Annotated in this window: 14 protein-coding genes; 13 read left to right on the top strand and 1 reads right to left on the bottom strand. The window is 57.9% G+C overall.

Going from position 1 to position 16,240, the window contains the following annotated elements:
* Positions 1-11 precede the first annotated feature (11 nt).
* Positions 12-1,436 carry an alpha/beta hydrolase-fold protein gene (locus tag VF639_RS20720; RefSeq protein WP_331147853.1) on the top strand — a complete coding sequence of 475 codons (1,425 nt, stop codon included), beginning with the start codon at positions 12-14 and terminating at the stop codon, positions 1,434-1,436.
* 56 nt (positions 1,437-1,492) lie between these two features.
* Here the strand turns inward: VF639_RS20720 and VF639_RS20715 are convergent, their stop codons facing one another.
* Entirely contained in the window at positions 1,493-2,713 is a 1,221-nt protein-coding gene (locus tag VF639_RS20715; protein ID WP_331147852.1) for a glycoside hydrolase family 130 protein, read from the bottom strand.
* A 529-nt stretch (positions 2,714-3,242) separates the two neighbouring features.
* Here VF639_RS20715 and VF639_RS20710 point away from each other — a divergent pair.
* The 12 genes from VF639_RS20710 (at position 3,243) to VF639_RS20655 (ending at position 16,171) form a co-directional block, all read left to right on the top strand.
* Positions 3,243-4,031: an alpha/beta fold hydrolase gene (locus VF639_RS20710; protein WP_331147851.1), complete on the top strand. Its 789-nt coding sequence runs from the start codon at positions 3,243-3,245 to the stop codon at positions 4,029-4,031.
* 356 nt (positions 4,032-4,387) lie between these two features.
* A complete protein-coding gene (locus VF639_RS20705) occupies positions 4,388-5,803 on the top strand; it encodes an anthranilate synthase component I family protein (protein ID WP_331147850.1) in 1,416 nt (471 codons plus the stop codon).
* Positions 5,804-5,964: 161 nt separating this feature from the next.
* Positions 5,965-6,531 carry an anthranilate synthase component II gene (locus VF639_RS20700; RefSeq protein WP_331147849.1) on the top strand — a complete coding sequence of 189 codons (567 nt, stop codon included), beginning with the start codon at positions 5,965-5,967 and terminating at the stop codon, positions 6,529-6,531.
* A gap of 251 nt (positions 6,532-6,782) precedes the next feature.
* Positions 6,783-7,796 (top strand): anthranilate phosphoribosyltransferase, encoded by a 1,014-nt coding sequence (trpD, locus tag VF639_RS20695; RefSeq protein WP_331147848.1) that lies wholly within the window; start codon positions 6,783-6,785, stop codon positions 7,794-7,796.
* 156 nt (positions 7,797-7,952) lie between these two features.
* Positions 7,953-8,768, top strand: a complete 816-nt coding sequence (gene trpC, locus VF639_RS20690) for an indole-3-glycerol phosphate synthase TrpC (RefSeq protein ID WP_331147847.1) — start codon at positions 7,953-7,955, stop codon at positions 8,766-8,768.
* 211 nt (positions 8,769-8,979) lie between these two features.
* Positions 8,980-9,618 (top strand): phosphoribosylanthranilate isomerase, encoded by a 639-nt coding sequence (locus VF639_RS20685; protein WP_331147846.1) that lies wholly within the window; start codon positions 8,980-8,982, stop codon positions 9,616-9,618.
* 73 nt (positions 9,619-9,691) lie between these two features.
* The gene (gene trpB / locus VF639_RS20680) at positions 9,692-10,891 is read left to right on the top strand and encodes a tryptophan synthase subunit beta (protein WP_331147845.1); all 1,200 of its coding nucleotides are present in this window, start codon (positions 9,692-9,694) and stop codon (positions 10,889-10,891) included.
* A gap of 54 nt (positions 10,892-10,945) precedes the next feature.
* Positions 10,946-11,725, top strand: coding sequence for a tryptophan synthase subunit alpha (gene trpA, locus VF639_RS20675; protein WP_331147844.1), 780 nt, complete (start codon positions 10,946-10,948; stop codon positions 11,723-11,725).
* Positions 11,726-11,877: 152 nt separating this feature from the next.
* Positions 11,878-12,891, top strand: coding sequence for a 3-deoxy-7-phosphoheptulonate synthase (aroF, locus tag VF639_RS20670; RefSeq protein WP_331147843.1), 1,014 nt, complete (start codon positions 11,878-11,880; stop codon positions 12,889-12,891).
* Between the two features lie 334 nt (positions 12,892-13,225).
* Positions 13,226-14,605 carry a helix-turn-helix domain-containing protein gene (locus VF639_RS20665; RefSeq protein WP_331147842.1) on the top strand — a complete coding sequence of 460 codons (1,380 nt, stop codon included), beginning with the start codon at positions 13,226-13,228 and terminating at the stop codon, positions 14,603-14,605.
* A gap of 87 nt (positions 14,606-14,692) precedes the next feature.
* Complete coding sequence (locus VF639_RS20660) at positions 14,693-15,082, top strand: hypothetical protein (protein ID WP_331147841.1); 390 nt, start codon at positions 14,693-14,695, stop codon at positions 15,080-15,082.
* A gap of 51 nt (positions 15,083-15,133) precedes the next feature.
* Entirely contained in the window at positions 15,134-16,171 is a 1,038-nt protein-coding gene (locus VF639_RS20655) for a DoxX family protein (protein WP_331147840.1), read from the top strand.
* The last annotated feature ends 69 nt before the right edge of the window (positions 16,172-16,240 follow it).

Below are 16,240 nucleotides of genomic sequence, written 5' to 3'. Positions count from 1 at the left end.
GCTTAATTCCCATGCGTATCCTGCTTTTGCTGGCTGGCCTGCTGTTGTGGGCGGGTGCCTTACCGGCGCAAACCACTTTCCGCCTCACCCGCGTGCCCGCCACCACGCCTGCCCATGCCGTGCTCTACATGGCGGGCTCCTTCAACAACTGGAACCCCGGCAGTGCCGCCCACGCCTTCACCCGCAAACCCAACGGCACTTACCAACTCACGCTGCCGGTAGCCGTAACGGGGCCTGTGGAATTCAAATTTACCCGCGGCGCCTGGACTTCTGCGGAAACCGACGCGCAAAACAACGACGTAGCCAACCGCCGCTACACCATCAATAAAGGTCTCGCCACCGTGGATTTGCAAGTGCTAAACTGGAAGGACTTCGGCGGTAGCAGCAAACCGTGCCAAAGCACGGCCTTGCAGCCCAACGTGCAGATAATCAGCATGGCCTTTGAGATACCGCAGCTCCGCCGCACCCGCCGCATCTGGATCTACCTGCCCAACGACTATGCCACCAACTCCACCAAACGCTACCCCGTGCTCTACCTGCACGACGGCCAAAACGTGTTCGACGCCTGCACTAGCTTCGCCGGCGAATGGGGCGTCGATGAAACGTTGAGCGAGCTGCAAAAGCAGGGCCTCGACGCCACTGGCTCCCTTGTGGTAGCCGTGGACCACGGCGGCACCGAGCGGCTCAATGAACTCTCGCCCTGGCGCAACCTCAAACTCGGGGGTGGGCAGGGCGACCAATACGTTGATTTTCTGGTTGAAACGTTAAAGCCCTACATCGATAGCCACTACCGCACCCTCACAGGCCGCGAGTATACGGGCATTGCGGGCAGCAGCATGGGCGGCCTCATATCCATCTACGCCGCCTTAAAATACCCAAACGTGTACAGCAAAGTGGGAGCGTTTTCACCCGCCTTCTGGTTTGCCGGGGATTCGCTGATGCAGTACGTGCGCCAGCACCCGGCCAACCCCAACACGCGGTTCTACTTCGTGTGCGGCACCACCGAGGGCTCGAACATGGTGCCTTTAATGCGGACTGTGCATGATGCCCTGGCGCGTGGCGGTGTGCCACCTACCAACCTAAGCTTCAACCCCCGAACCGACGGGCAGCATTCCGAGTGGTTTTGGCGGCGGGAGTTTCCGGCGGCCTACCGCTGGCTGAATGCGCCTCTGACTTTTGAAGGCTGCCTACGTACAGTGCAACCACTTAGGTTCAGCGCTTATCTAAATCTAGCAGAGACTAACCTGATTGTGATTCTGCCGAATGCGCAGCACCAAGCAAAAATAGAAATAGTGGATAGCAGAGGCAGGAAGAAGCTTCAGCAGCAAATGCACTCAGGCCAATCATTAGACGTAAGTCACTTATCTAAAGGCAACTATACAGTGCGAGCAACTAGCAATTTGCAGCATGGTACACAGATGCTGCTGAAGAAATAGCTGGAGGAATAGCGGGCAGCCAAAGTAGCAAATGGCCTAGCTAAGGGAAGGCGGCTTTACTCTACAGACCGAGTGGCCAAGGCAATTTTCGAGTCGGCGGTGCCGTAGTAGAGAAACCACTTGTTTTGCAGGCGAGCCAAGCCTTCCAGAAACACGACCTGATTTACCTGCCCAGTGGTTTCGTACGGCTTCTCGGGGCGCATAAAGTAGGTGTCGGTGCGGAGCAGCAGCTTGCTGGGGTTGTTTTTGTCGAACAGGGCCTGGGCGGCGGTGTAGGTGCCCTCGGGTAGCGCCTTGTCGCCGATGGCGGGCACGTTGCGGCTGTTGTAAATCAGCAGGATACCTTGGTCGGTGAGCATGGCGGGCGGCCCGGATTCTACCAGGTCACTGTCGAACTTACCGGCGCGGGTAGGCAGCACAATCTTCAGGTTGGGCAGGGTTGCGGCCTGGGCGCGCAGGGGCACCCGAGGCTTTTCGCCGGGGGCCATTTCCACGGGCGTCCAGTGGATGAGGTCGTCGGACGTAGCCAGCCAGATTTGCGCGTCGCCCCAATACATCCAGTACTTGCCGTTGATTTTGGTGGCCACGATACGCCCGTCTGGCTCGTAACGCGACACAATCGACCCCGACTTGCTCCACTTGTCTACGTACTGACCGCCACCGGCTTGGGTAAAGGCGTTGCCGTACTTAATCCAGTGCAGCAGGTCCGGCGAGGAGGCCACGTGCAGGCGGGCTTTGTTGCCGTCATAGGCGGTGTAAGTCATGTAGTACACGCCGGTGGCGTCTTCCACCACGCGCGGGTCCTCGGTGCCGCCGGGCCACTCGTACTTTTTCTGGGCGTCGTTAGCAGGGTAGAGCACGGGCTTGGCCCGGCGCGTGAAATGGATGCCGTCGGTGCTGAAAGCCAGCCCAATGCGCGACGCCTTCCCCACCTTGCCGGCCACTATATTCTCGGCCCGGTAAAGCATGTAGATGGTGTCGTGGCGCACTACTACGGCGGGGTTAAACACGTCTTTCTCTTCCCACAATATGGTTTGCTTCAGAATGGGGTCCTGAAAGCGGCCCACCCGGCTAGGACCCATAATGGGGTTGGCCTCATCGGCCTTTGTGAAATTAAGGAGCGTCCAGGAAGTGGGCGCGGCGGGGAGCGTGGCGGCCGTTTCGGATTTGTCGGAGATGTTGCAGCTGGCGAGCGTGGTTAGCGCTAGCGCGGCGGTAGCCAGTGCCAAGCGGGCACGGTGGTCATAGGGCCAGGTTATCGTTGGGGTGCTGCTCATGGTGCGAAATGGGTGAGTGTGCGTACCCGAGTTGTCCTGCTGCGCCGGCTGAAGTAGAAGGTTCTGTTGCCGCTTCTCCTGTTCTCGCAGAAGCTCTTATGCTGCACCGGCCGATGCTATAAAGCTAACAGAATAGTTGAGAGCAATGTCGAGCCTGACTTGCTTGCCGTCAGCTGTGCAGAGCGCTACCGAAGTAAATCCTGGAAGCTTCCGCGCTACTCTCCATACGCTCTAATGTGTAGCTCACACAGGTAGCTTGTTGGAAGAAACTCCCCCGGTCCGTACTCGTCTTTGGTGTTTCCGATAAGTGGGAGAACTGCCTGCTTCAGCACGTCCGCAACAGGCATCGGCAGGAATGCTTTCCCCCGAGAATTAAATTTGTCCTGCTAAAGTACCGACTGTTTATCAACGGAATGTAACTGATGTAATTGATAAACAGTTATTTGCATTTCTAGTTAAATAGTGGCAGCTCCTAAGCGCTCCGAAGATAAGGTTTGGTATGGTTGAGTTTATGTAGCTTGGACGTCCTATGAATCCATTTATACGCCACCACGTCTCCACTTATGGTTCTGGATTACCACCCATGGTGTTTGCCCACGGTTTTGGCACCGACCAACATGCCTGGCGCTATGTAGCACCAGCTTTTGCCGCGCAGCATCAAGTTGTGCTGTTCGATTTAGTGGGGGCGGGCGCCTCCGACAAAAGCGCCTACGACTTCAACCGCTACCGTACTCTCGACGGCTACGTAGAGGACCTGCTAATCTTGCTGCGAGCCATGCAACTACCCAAGGTTATCTATGTTGGGCATTCGGTGGGTGGTATGATAGGGGTGCTAGCCGCCATACAGGAGCCCGACTTATTCGAGCGGTTGGTGCTGTTGGCTGCTTCGCCTTGTTACGTCAACGACGGCGGTTACCTCGGCGGCTTCGATGCCGGTGACCTGGAGGAACTGCTAGGCTTCCTCGACCGGGACTATCGTTCATGGTCTAGCACCCTGATTCCAACATTGGTAGGAGGGGATATGCGCCCGGATTTGCTTGATAAGCTGTTGGATACGTTCACCCAGGTAGACCCCAAGATTGCCAGTCAGTTTGCGCGCGCCACCTTCCTGTCCGACTACCGCGCCCAACTGCCCAATCTGCGCGTTCCGGCCCTTATTGTGCAGTGCGCCGACGATTCGGTGGCTCCGCCAGCAGTAGGGCATTACCTCAACGAGCACCTGATTGATAGCGAGCTACACATTTTAGACACCTCCGGGCATTACCCGCATCTAAGTGCTCCTTTAGCTACTATTGCGGCTCTGGAACAGTATCTATGAAGTAGGAGAGTAGCTCACTTAATTGTGGTTTTCGTCTACAGCAAGAGTTTTTTTAACATTCTCGCAACTAGTAGCCTTTATTCTTGCTGATACTTCAACAGAAAACTTGAATTTTGCTTGCATTATAAAAATGCAGCTTTACCTTTGTGCCACTCAACGCCCTAAATCAACTTTGGCAATGACCGTTTCAATGACTCAGCAAGCTTGGTGGTGGCCTATCGGAATTTCCGGACGGGACCTCCTGTGCGTGCGTTAAGGTTATTGAAACTCTTCTCCGCAACGACTCTACAGAAAGCCCGGCCGCCCCGCCGGGCTTTTTTATTACCCGGCGCTTCGCTTCCCCTGATACGCCCCCTATGAAACAGTTCCAGCTCAACACTCGTCACCTCCGCGTTCTGGCCGATACCGTTACGCCCGTAGGCCTCTACCTGCGGTTGCGCGACCGGTACCCCAACTGCCTGCTGCTGGAAAGCTCCGACTACCACGGCCAGCAAAACGCCTTCAGCTACCTCGCCTTCGACCCCCTGGCCCGCTTCGAGCTAAGCGGTAACCAGCTGAAACTAACTTTCCCCGACGACAGCACCGAAACCGAAACCCTGGCGGAGCCCCGGCTGGCCCTCACGCGCCTCCAGGAATTTGCTAGCTGCTTCCAGACCGAGCCTACCAACTACGATTTTATTACCGGGGGCCTGTTCGGCTACATCGGCTACGAGGGGGTGCAGTATTTCGAAGACCTGGAGTTGAACACCGATAAGCAAGCGGCCGGCCAGATTCCGAGCGTTCTGTACGGTACCTACCGCTACGTTATTGCCGTAAACCACTTCCGCAACGAGCTGTACGTGTTCGAGCACACGCTAGCCGGCGAGGAAACCGACCCCGAAGGCCTCACTCGCCTCGTGAACCTGGTGCGCAACCCGTCGTTGCCCGACTACAAGTTTGCGACGGTGGGAGAGGAGACCACCAACCAGACCGACGAAGAGTTTCTGAAGGTGCTGGCGACCGGGCAAAAGCACTGCCACCAAGGCAACGTGTTTCAAATTGTGCTTTCGCGCCGCTTCCAGCAAGGTTTCACCGGCGACGAATTCAACGTGTACCGGGCGCTACGCTCCATCAACCCGTCGCCGTACCTGTTCTACTTCGACTACGGTAACTTCAAAATCTTCGGCTCTTCGCCCGAAACCCAACTCCTTATTAAAGGCCGCGAAGCCAGTTTGTTCCCCATTGCCGGCACCTTCCGCCGCACCGGCCACGATGCCGAAGACGCCGCCCTGGCCCAAAAGCTAGCCGACGACCCCAAGGAAAACGCCGAGCACACCATGCTCGTCGACCTGGCCCGCAACGATCTGGCCCGCCACGGCGACAACGTGCGGGTGAAAACCTTCCGCGAAATTCAGTTTTACTCGCACGTCATTCACTTGGTGAGTGAAGTAAACGCCACCCTCAGCCCCGACGCCAGCCCCCTGCAAGTGGTGGCCGATACCTTCCCGGCCGGTACGCTCTCCGGCGCCCCCAAGCACCGCGCCATGCAAATCATCGACGGCCTGGAGCCCACGGCCCGCGGCTACTATGGTGGCGCCATTGGCTACCTCGGCTTCAACGGCGACTTCAACCACGCCATCATGATTCGTTCGTTCCTGAGCACTGCGAGTCAGCTTTACTTCCAGGCCGGGGCCGGCGTGGTGGCGGCTTCCGATATCAACTCCGAGTTAAATGAAGTGCACCACAAACTAGCCGCCCTACGCAAAGCGTTGAAAGAAGCAGAGCAAGTGTGAAGGGCTTAGGCCCTTTGCTGACATATAGTATAGAGCCAAGAAGCCAGTAGCCGTTGAACCCCAAACTCAACTTCATGATTTACTCAGGCTTTGGCTGCAACTTCTGCTCGAAAATTAAGACCCTAAGCTCCTAACCCCTACCCCAATACCCACCTAGCAACATGAAAATCCTAGTCCTTGATAACTACGACTCCTTCACCTACAATCTTGTGCAGGTGCTGCGGGAGTTAGGCCACGGTGAAGCCACCACGGTCATCCGCAACGATAAGCTGGCCGTCGACGACGTAGAGGCGTACGACGCCGTTCTGCTTTCGCCCGGTCCTGGCTTGCCTTCCGAAGCCGGCCTGATGCCCGAAATCATCCGCCGCTACGCACCTACCAAACGGATTTTGGGCGTGTGCCTCGGCCACCAGGGCTTGGCCGAAAGCTTCGGCGGCGAGCTGTATAATATGCCCGAGGTGCTGCACGGTATCGCCACGCAGGCCGAAGTTACCACCGAAGACAAGCTATTCGATGGCCTCCCGACGCAGTTTCGGGTGGGCCGCTACCACTCCTGGAGCGTCCGCCCCGAGTCAGTACCCACCGAGCTGGAAGTAACCGCCCTCGACGCAGACGGCCAAGTGCTCGCCTTCCGCCACCGCGAATACGACGTGCGCGGCGTCCAGTTTCACCCTGAATCCATCCTGACCGAACACGGCCACCGGATGCTACGCAACTGGCTAGCCTAGGCTGTAGTACGGGAACGTCATGCTGAGCGCAGCGGAGCGTAGTCGAAGCATCTCGCGTGCTGACGTTGCCAAGCATTATCCGTCATGCTGACGACAGGAAGCATCTCGCTCGTGTGGTAAATGATTTTACCACACGAGCGAGATGCTTCGACTACGCCTTCGGTCCCTGGCTTGATGCGCCACATGCTCAGCATGACGTTCTTTTTACAGGAATCAGCGAAATCACGATTATTCAGCGCAAATCAGCGATTGTGAAACACCTTCTCAACATCCTCTTCGACCAGCAGCTGCTCTCCCACGCCGAGGCGCGGCAGGCCATGCTGCACATCGGCGTGGGCGAGGCGAACCCAGCAGAAATGGCGGCCTTTATGGCGGTGTACCGGATGCGGCCCATCTCGGTGCCCGAACTGGCTGGCTTCCGCGAGGCCCTGCTCAGTCTCAGCCGCGACCCGGAGCTTGGCACCCACGAAACGGTAGATATAGTAGGCACCGGCGGCGACGGCAAAGACACGCTCAATATCAGCACGCTGGCTTGCTTTGTGGTGGCGGGCGCAGGCTACAAAGTGACCAAGCACGGCAACATTGGCGTCTCGTCGGTGTGCGGCTCGTCGGATGTGCTGGCGCAGTTGGGGGTAGATTTTGCGGCCAGCAACGACGTGCTGAAACGGCAGTTAGAGCACGCCAATATCTGCTTTCTGCACGCGCCATCGTTTCATCCGGCCATGCGCCACGCCGGGCCCGTGCGGCGGGAATTAGGGGTGCGCACGTTCTTTAACATCCTCGGGCCGCTGGTAAATCCGGCCCGCCCGAACTACCAGGTGGCAGGCACCTTCAGCCTGGAGCTGTTGCGCCTCTACCACTATTTGCTGCAACAAACCAGCACTTGCTACACCGTAGTGCACGCCCTCGACGGCTACGACGAACTTTCCCTCACCGGCTCTGCTAAGTTAGCCACCATCACCGGCGAGCAGGTGGTGTCGGCCGCTGATTTTGGGCTGGCAGCCACCACACCAACTGAGTTGGCGGGCGGCCGTAGCGCGGCGGAGTCGGCGCAGCTGTTCTTGAGTGTGCTGGAAGGCCATGCCACCCGCGCGCAACGCGACGTAGTGACGGCCAATGCCGCCCTGGCTATCCGGTGTCTGGAACCAGAGTTTGGTTTCGCCGAGGCCTTGGCCGCCGCGCAGGAATCCTTGGATTCCGGGCGGGCCTGCGCAGCACTGAAGAATCTGCTGGCCGCCACGCATAACAAAGCCGTGGCCGTGTAAAGGTCATACCAATGATAGTTGTCATTCCGACGCAGGAGGAATCTGAGTTAGTTCGTGCAATGACTTCACCCAGATTCATCTTGCGTCGGAATGACAACGACTAATAACCGTTTAACGCCTCACCAAGCAGGAGCTTGGTGTTACATCCAAATTGAAATGCCGACCATCCTCGATAAAATCATCACCCACAAGCGCCAGGAAGTACTTGACCGCCAAGCGTTGGTGCCTGTGAAGCTGTTGGAAAAGAGCTTGTACATCGACTCGCAACCGCTAAGCTTACGCCAGTATCTGCTGCGCGACGACCTGAGCGGCATCATTGCCGAGTTCAAGCGCAAGTCACCGAGCAAGGGCGTACTCAATGCCCACGCGCCGGTGGAGCGCACCACGCTCGGCTACATGCAGGCCGGGGCCTCGGCGCTATCGGTGCTGACGGACACCGAATTTTTCGGGGGCAAAAACGAAGACCTGACGATTGCGCGGCGCTACAATTTCTGCCCGATCCTGCGCAAGGATTTTGTGGTTGATGAATACCAGATTCTGGAAGCCAAGAGCATTGGCGCCGATGCGGTGCTGCTTATTGCGGCCGTGCTGTCGGGTGAGGAAGTGCTGCGCTTAGGCCGCTTCGCTAAAAGCCTAGGGCTGGAAGTGCTACTCGAAATCCATAGTGCCGAAGAGCTCGACAAAACACTGCATCCCGATGCCGTGAGTGTAGTCGGCGTCAACAACCGCAACCTCCACGACTTCTCCGTCAGCCTCGACACCTCCGGCGAGTTAGCCCAACGCATTCCCAACGAGTACGTGAAAGTGACGGAAAGCGGCCTAAGCTCGGCAGCCGACATTGAAGCGCTGCGCGCCGTTGGCTACCGCGGCTTCCTCATCGGTGAAACTTTCATGCGCCATGGCCGCCCCGAAAAAGCCTGCGCCGCGCTGGTGCAGCAGCTCCGCGCCACGGTTGGGGTCGTAAGGGCTTAAACGTCATGCTGAGCGTAGCCGGAGGCGTAGTCGAAGCATCTCGCTCAAATCGTTGACAAACTAATTTGGTCATGCTTGATCTGGCGTCCGCTTGTCGAAGCATCTCTTCCGCTTCGTTGCACCGGCAAAGGGGTTTACCACACTAGCGAGATGCTTCGACTTCGCCTCCGGCTTCGCTCAGCATGACGAACAAATAGACAACATCAAATCCATGTCCCCAACAACTCCCTACCTGAAAGTCTGCGGGATGCGGCAGCCGGATAATCTGGCCGCTGTGGCAGCTTTGCAGCCCGACTTTTTGGGGTTCATCTTCTACCCGAAATCCAGCCGGTATGTGGGCGCGCAGCTCAGCGGGGAGGAACTGGCGGCACTACCGGCCGGGATTCGCAAGGTGGGCGTGTTCGTGAATGAAAGCCCGGAAGCGGTACTGGCGCGCGTGGCAGAGTTGGGGCTGGATCTGGTGCAGCTGCACGGGCAGGAAACCCCGGCGGATTGCGCCGCCATACAAGCAGCCGGTGTGCCGGTTGTCAAGGCGTTTTCAGTGGGAAAGGAGTTCGATTTCAAGAAACTGCACCCCTACGTAGGCAGCGTCGACTACTTTCTCTTCGATACCCAAGGCGCGCAACCGGGCGGCAACGGCACGGCCTTCAATTGGAATCTGTTGGCCGACTATGAGTTGCCGGTGCCTTATTTTCTGGCCGGCGGCCTCAGTTTAGAGCAAGCTGAGGCATTGCGGAACTTGCGCCTGCCTGGCTTGTTTGCACTGGACCTAAATAGCTGCTTTGAAACCGAGCCTGGCGTGAAAGACGTCAAATTATTAGAGCAGATGTTTGAAAGCTTACGAGCCTGACTTTTTTAGCCCGCAGAGGGCGCAAAAGAAGCAGTGTTCTGCGAAACTAGGGGGAAACCTAATCCTACACGACATGACACCTACTACCTACAAAGAACCCACCGCCCGCGGCTATTACGGCCAATTCGGCGGCGCTTTCATCCCCGAAATGCTCTACCCCAACGTGGAAGAGCTGCGCGACAACTACCTCATCATCCTCGCCGACCCCGAGTTTCAACGGGAGTACCAGCAGCTTTTGCGCGACTTTGTAGGGCGGCCCACGCCGTTGTTCGAGGCCAAGCGGCTTTCCAAGAAGTACAACACGCGCATCTTCCTCAAGCGCGAAGACCTGTGCCACACCGGTGCCCACAAGGTCAATAACACGGTAGGGCAGATTCTGCTGGCGCAGCGACTCGGCAAAACGCGCATCATTGCCGAAACCGGCGCCGGTCAGCACGGCGTGGCTACGGCCACCGTCTGTGCCCTGATGGGCATGGAGTGCATCGTATACATGGGCTCGGTGGACATGGAGCGGCAGCGCCCCAACGTCGAGCGAATGCGGCTGCTCGGTGCCGAAGTACGGCCCGCCACCAGCGGCAGCCAAACCCTGAAAGACGCCACCAACGAGGCCATTCGCGACTGGATTTCCAACCCCGTTGATACGCACTACATCATTGGGTCGGTAGTAGGCCCGCACCCGTACCCCGATTTGGTGGCGCGCTTGCAGGCCATTATCAGCGAGGAAATGCGCAAGCAGCTGCTGGAAAAGACGGGCTCCGAGCTGCCGCAGTATGTGGTAGCCTGCGTGGGCGGCGGCTCCAACGCGGCCGGCGCGTTCTACCATTTCCTCGACGAGCCTTCGGTGAAGCTGGTGGCGGTGGAAGCGGCCGGGCACGGCATCACGTCGGGCCACTCGGCGGCTACGTCGGTGTTGGGCAAGCCAGGCATTATTCACGGCTCGCGCACCTTGCTCATGCAGGACGAAGACGGGCAGATTACCGAGCCGTATTCGTTGTCGGCGGGGCTGGATTATCCGGGCATCGGGCCGCTGCACGCGTATCTGGCGGCGGAAGGCCGGGCGCGGTTCATTTCCATTGAAGACGAGCCGGCGCTGCGGGCCGTGGCGGAATGCAGCCGCTTGGAAGGCATCATTCCGGCTCTGGAAACTGCCCACGCCCTGGCGGCGCTCGGTCAGCTCGGCGCCGGCCCCGACGATGTAGTGGTCATCAACCTCTCGGGCCGGGGCGACAAGGACCTGGAAACGTACATGAAGTACGCGGATTCTATTAAATAAACTTTAGCTCGCAGAGGGCGCAGAATGCTCTGCGCCCTCTGCGGGAACCTACGTATGAACCGTATCCAACACGCTTTCCAGAGCAAAGGCAAGAAGCTGCTCAACGTCTACTTTACGGCCGGGTACCCGCACCTGCACGACACGGTGCCCGTGCTCCAAGCCCTCACTAAAGCCGGCGCCGACCTTATCGAAATCGGGATGCCCTTCTCCGATCCGCTGGCTGACGGCCCCGTTATTCAGCAGAGCAGCACTGTAGCCTTGCAAAACGGTATGAACATGCGCGTGTTGTTCAGCCAGCTCAAAGATGTGCGCCAGCAAGTGCCCGAAACGCCTATTCTACTCATGGGCTACCTGAACCCGGTGATGCAATTCGGCATGGAAAATTTCTGCCGCGAAGCCGCCGCCGCGGGCGTCGATGGTGTTATTCTGCCCGATTTGCCCCTCGACGACTACGTGGATGAGTACCAGGACATTTTCCGGCGCCACAACCTGAAGCCAGTGTTTCTGATTACACCCCAAACCGCCCCGGCGCGTATCCGGCGCATCGATGAACTGACGGATTCGTTTTTGTACCTCGTGTCGGGGCCGGGCACCACGGGCGGCACCAACACGCAGGCCGCCGGTGTGCAGGATGCGTATTTCCAGCGCATCGAGGACATGCAGCTTCGCAACCCGCGCCTCATCGGTTTCGGCATTGGCGACAAAGCATCTTTCCAGCACGCCTGCCGATACGCGGAAGGCGCCATTATCGGCTCGGCCTTGATTAAAGCGTTGGAAGGTGCCGACGATGCTCCCGCCGCCGCCGCCCGGTTTGTTTCTTCTGTTTTGAATTAGTTGAGATGAGAAAACGGTCATGCTGAGCTTGTCGAAGCATCTCTACCGCAATGGTATATAATTTACTTTGGCGGTAGAGATGCTTCGACAAGCTCAGCATGACGGTCTATTTGAAAAAACCTGCGAAATCAGCTTTTAATCAGCGTAAATCAGTGATTATCCAACTCGACCCCCATATCACCGAAGCCGCCAAAGCGGATATTCTGGCGCACATCAAAGCCGTGAAGTACAAAGCCACGGACGTCACCACGCAACGGGCGCACTACCTCGTGGCCATCGGCAAGGCCGATTTCGACTTGCGCACCATCGGTCAGCTGCCCGGCATCCTCGACATTCATCGGGTGTCGGACGACTACAAGCTGGTGAGCCGCAAGTGGCGCGTGCGGCCCACGGTGCTGGACCTTGGCGACGGGGTGCGCATTGGGGAAGGCAGCCTGACACTGGCGGCTGGGCCGTGCAGCATCGAGAGTGAAGCCCAAATGGAGCTGATGATGCAACACCTGCTCGACAATGACGTGCGCATCATGCGGGGGGGCGTATTTAAGCCTCGGTCGTCGCCGTACTCGTTTCGGGGGTTGGGCATGGAGGGGCTGAAGCTGTTCCACCAGATGGCTCGCGCCCACGGCATCAAAATTATTACGGAGGTGATGCAGGTGTCGCAAGTGGAGGAGATGCACGACTACGTGGACGTGTTTCAGGTGGGCGCCCGCAACACGCAGAACTTCAACCTACTGGATGCGCTAGGCGGCGTGGATAAGCCGGTGATGATTAAGCGCGGTATATCGGGCACGCTGGAAGAGCTGCTGTCGTCGGCGGAGTACGTGTTTTCAGGCGGCAACGAGAAGCTGATTTTGTGCGAGCGGGGCATCCGTACTTTCGAAACTGCCAGCCGCAATACGCTCGACCTGAACGCGGTGCCTATCTTGAAAGAGAAAACCCACCTGCCGGTAATTGTGGACCCTTCGCACGGTATTGGCATCCGGGAATACGTGCCCACTATGGCGCTGGCCGGTGTCATGGCCGGTGCCGATGGCATCATCTACGAAGCTCACGAAAAGCCCGAAGAAGCCGCCTCCGATGGGGCCCAAACCCTCAACTTTCAGGAGTCGGCCCGCCTGATTCGCAACCTGCGCAAAGTGTATGCGCTGCGGCAGGAGCTGGAGTAATTAGTGCTTAGAAGCTGTTTGAGTGTTTGAGTTAACCAAAAACTGGTTAGGACGATGTAGAGCCGCCTCTTTGCGTCTCGGCGCCCGCCCCAACCCGCCGATTTTGTTTAACGCCGAGACGCTCTACATCGTTCGGTGATTTCCAGCACTTAACTCAAACAGCCGCTTAGGGCTCATCCGAATGGCCCGTCCTGCAGAGGCGCAGCCGAAGCATGACGGGCCATTCGGATAGCTTGTTAGTTGTTAGTGCTTTGTGCTTAGTTTTAAGGTGGATACAGGACTTGAACGGTTGCCTGTTCTGCCACGAAGCACTAACAACTAAGCACGGAGCCCAATGATTTTCGACTTCGACGCCTACAGTAGCTTGCTGTTGCCTTTTTTCCTGCAGGGGATAGTAGTGAGCGTGGTGCTACTGACGCGGGGGCGGCGGCACGGCACAGTTGCGGATGGCTGGTTGGCGCTCCTCCTGCTGCTGCACACCGTTCGGCTGGCGCAGTGGATGCTCGGGTTTGCCGGCTGGTACGACGCGCACAATGCGCTGTCGACGTTCATGTTCTACTTCCCGTTCGGGAATTGGCTGGCATTAGGGCCGACGCTCTACTTCTATTTCCGCAGTCTCACCAACCAAGACTTTCGATTTCAGCGGCGCGACTTATTGCATTTCCTGCCGGCTTTACTGTATCTGGGCTGGCGGGCGGTGGCGTTTGGGGTGGATGTGGGGTGGGAGCATGGGGTGCGCGGAGTGCCTTTCCCGTACCACTTCGGCACGGAAGGCGAGTTGGCGGTTGTGCAAGAAGGTGTAGGCTTTTGGGTGGAAGCCGTAGGCTACGTATCGGTGGCTTACTATTGCTGGCTGACGCTGCGCGAATACTGGCAGTACCGCCGCTACATCAACGACTACTTCTCGGATACCGAACAAATTCGGTTTGTGTGGCTGCGCAACTTGCTGGTGGCTATGCTGTTGGGCGTAGGTATCACCTTCCTGTTTTCGGTGGTGGACGTGGGCGTGATGTCGCTCAACTACAACCAGGCGTGGTACGAGTATCTTGCCACAGGTATTCTCATCTACTTTCTTGGCATTGCCGGCTTGCTCACCAACGACCGGCTGGCTGCCCCGCTGCACTTCAGTCCCGCCCTCAACGCCCCCGGCAAGCCGCCCGTCAGCGTACCAGCTGTATCGTTGGTCGAGCGTCAACCGCAGCCAGTACCTATTGCTACGAGCACGGTACCTGTTGCCGCCTCCTGGCCGCCTCTTATCGACGACGGTGCTGTAGCTGCGGGCGCAGCGCCGGCGGTGGCCGTTGAAACCACCACATTGGTTCCGGCAACTGAGCGGCCAGCGGCCGCAATTCCCGAAGCCGCCGACCCAGAACTGGCCCGTTGGGCAACGCGCCTTACCCAACTCATGGAAACCGACCATCCGTACTTGGCGCCCGAGCTAACGCTGCCGGAGCTAGCTGCTCGCTTAGGCACCAATACATCGATGTTGTCGCGGGTTATCAATACCGGGTTCGGCCAGAACTTCAACGACTACGTGAACGAGTACCGGGTGCGCGAGGCCGAGCGCCGTTTGCGTGACCCTAAGTTTCAGCAGTATACACTGTTGGCTGTGGCTCTGGAATCAGGGTTCAATTCCAAGTCCACCTTCAACAGAGTGTTCAAGAAGCTGCGGGGCGCTACGCCTAGCGAGGTGGCGGCAGGGCTCAATTCATAAGTTGGGACGTCCCGAAAGGTAATTCGGAGCGCGTGGGGTGGAAGGGAAGCCTTCCTTTGGGTCATCCTTCCACTAACCTCATGGCTTATGTGCACTCTAATTAGCCTCCGTCGTCAGGCCCTCTTATCTGTATTCGCTGGTTTGCTGTTGCTGGCTACCGCCTGTTGGGCCGACGTTCATTCCGATTTATATATCGAGCCCGGCAAGCAGTTTGTGCTAGGAGGCAACCAACGCGGCGCCTTCAAGGTGGCGGCCCACAACGTGGGCAAGGTGGCCGTGGAGGTGAAAGAGCGGCCCGCGAACGGGGCCGTTTTCAGTAAAGCTACTCTCAACCCCGGGCAACGGGCTATCCTCCGCTTTGCGGCTGGCTCAGCCGCCGTGCTCGTCAATACCACCACTATCCAAGCTAACCTAGACCTGCACATCACCGGCGCAGGCGGGCTTGACATGCGCAATCAGGACAATGCGAGTAAATAAATCGGCTGCCTTAGCGCTGCTACTACTGCTCACTCACCTTCCTGACTTGCCATGAAAAAGCTCCTCTTTGTTGCTCGACCTCATTCGTCTCGCCTTGCCGATGGCGCCTGGCTGCTGTTCCGTCTGCACCTCGGCCTGTCTATTGCCGTTGGGGCTGGCTGGGCCAAGCTTGTTAACCTCACTACTGCGCAGGAAACCAGCAAACTAGCCGTTGGGGCCGCTCCTTTGGGGCCGCCCGACTGGTTTGTACAACAGGTTGCCAACCTTGGGTTCAGTTATCCCTCACCTTACCTATGGGCCTGGTTGGCCGCCTGGGGTGAGTTTGTGGGCGGCCTCCTGGTAGCATTCGGGCTGCTCACGCGCTGGAGCGGCTTGCAGCTAGCTGTTCAGTTTCTGATAATTGCTTTCGTATGGTATGGCGAGCCCGAACCCCTGCTGGGCATGTATTATCAGCAACTGCTTTTCTGGTCCTTTGTGCTCGTGACGATGGTAGGTGGCGGCCGGTACTCACTGGACTACTGGCTGTTGCAGCGAAGCAGCAGCATCCCAACAACGCAACTACTGGGCTTGAAAACTCAAGTAACGGCCGTAGTGCTGGTGCTGCTGGCGTCGGGGTCGGGGGTGGCCCAAACGGTGGGCACTCCCGCCAAAGTGGCTATGCAGGAGCTATCAGCCATTGCCCAACAGTGGAACGGCTCCCTCACCTACCTCGACTACAAGACCAAGAAGCCCGTGACACTTGTAACTACACTCAACGGGATGCAGTCGAAGCCACGGGAACTGGTGCTGGACTTTATCTACCAGGAACCTGAGGGCAACCAAGTGAAAGGGTACGACAAAGTGCAGCTATCCGACGATGGAACCCGCTTGATTTGGGATGGCACCCCTTTGCAAATCAGCCGCAAAACGCGTCTGCCCAATCAAGCACTGGAACTTGTGCTCGAAGGCCGCGGCTTCGATGACAACCGAAACTGCCTGATCAAACGCACGCTCGTCTTAGGTGCTAGTCAGTTTTCGGTGCTGAAAGAGGTAAAATACGACGGCACTGAAAGCTTTATTACGCGTAACAAGTACGCTTTCCAACGTTAAAGCCCAAACGCAATTCTCGGTATGCACAAGTCGAGTGTGTTGGACGATGTAGAGACGCGACACTTCGCG

It is taken from the genome of Hymenobacter sp. (genome assembly GCF_036387835.1).
Lineage (GTDB): Bacteria > Bacteroidota > Bacteroidia > Cytophagales > Hymenobacteraceae > Hymenobacter.
Note: the sequence above shows the minus strand (reverse complement) of the source record. Positions and strands in the feature narration are given on the sequence as shown.

Bases quoted from the DNA above. Each gene is read 5' to 3' on its own strand.
- VF639_RS20715 (WP_331147852.1), bottom strand. From the start codon at position 2,713: ATGAGCAGCACCCCAACGATAACCTGGCCCTATGACCACCGTGCCCGC.
- trpB (WP_331147845.1), top strand. From the start codon at position 9,692: ATGACACCTACTACCTACAAAGAACCCACCGCCCGCGGCTATTACGGC.
- VF639_RS20660 (WP_331147841.1), top strand. From the start codon at position 14,693: ATGTGCACTCTAATTAGCCTCCGTCGTCAGGCCCTCTTATCTGTATTC.
- VF639_RS20655 (WP_331147840.1), top strand. From the start codon at position 15,134: ATGAAAAAGCTCCTCTTTGTTGCTCGACCTCATTCGTCTCGCCTTGCC.
- VF639_RS20700 (WP_331147849.1), top strand. From the start codon at position 5,965: ATGAAAATCCTAGTCCTTGATAACTACGACTCCTTCACCTACAATCTT.
- VF639_RS20710 (WP_331147851.1), top strand. From the start codon at position 3,243: ATGAATCCATTTATACGCCACCACGTCTCCACTTATGGTTCTGGATTA.
- VF639_RS20685 (WP_331147846.1), top strand. From the start codon at position 8,980: ATGTCCCCAACAACTCCCTACCTGAAAGTCTGCGGGATGCGGCAGCCG.
- VF639_RS20720 (WP_331147853.1), top strand. From the start codon at position 12: ATGCGTATCCTGCTTTTGCTGGCTGGCCTGCTGTTGTGGGCGGGTGCC.
- trpC (WP_331147847.1), top strand. From the start codon at position 7,953: ATGCCGACCATCCTCGATAAAATCATCACCCACAAGCGCCAGGAAGTA.
- trpA (WP_331147844.1), top strand. From the start codon at position 10,946: ATGAACCGTATCCAACACGCTTTCCAGAGCAAAGGCAAGAAGCTGCTC.
- VF639_RS20705 (WP_331147850.1), top strand. From the start codon at position 4,388: ATGAAACAGTTCCAGCTCAACACTCGTCACCTCCGCGTTCTGGCCGAT.
- VF639_RS20665 (WP_331147842.1), top strand. From the start codon at position 13,226: ATGATTTTCGACTTCGACGCCTACAGTAGCTTGCTGTTGCCTTTTTTC.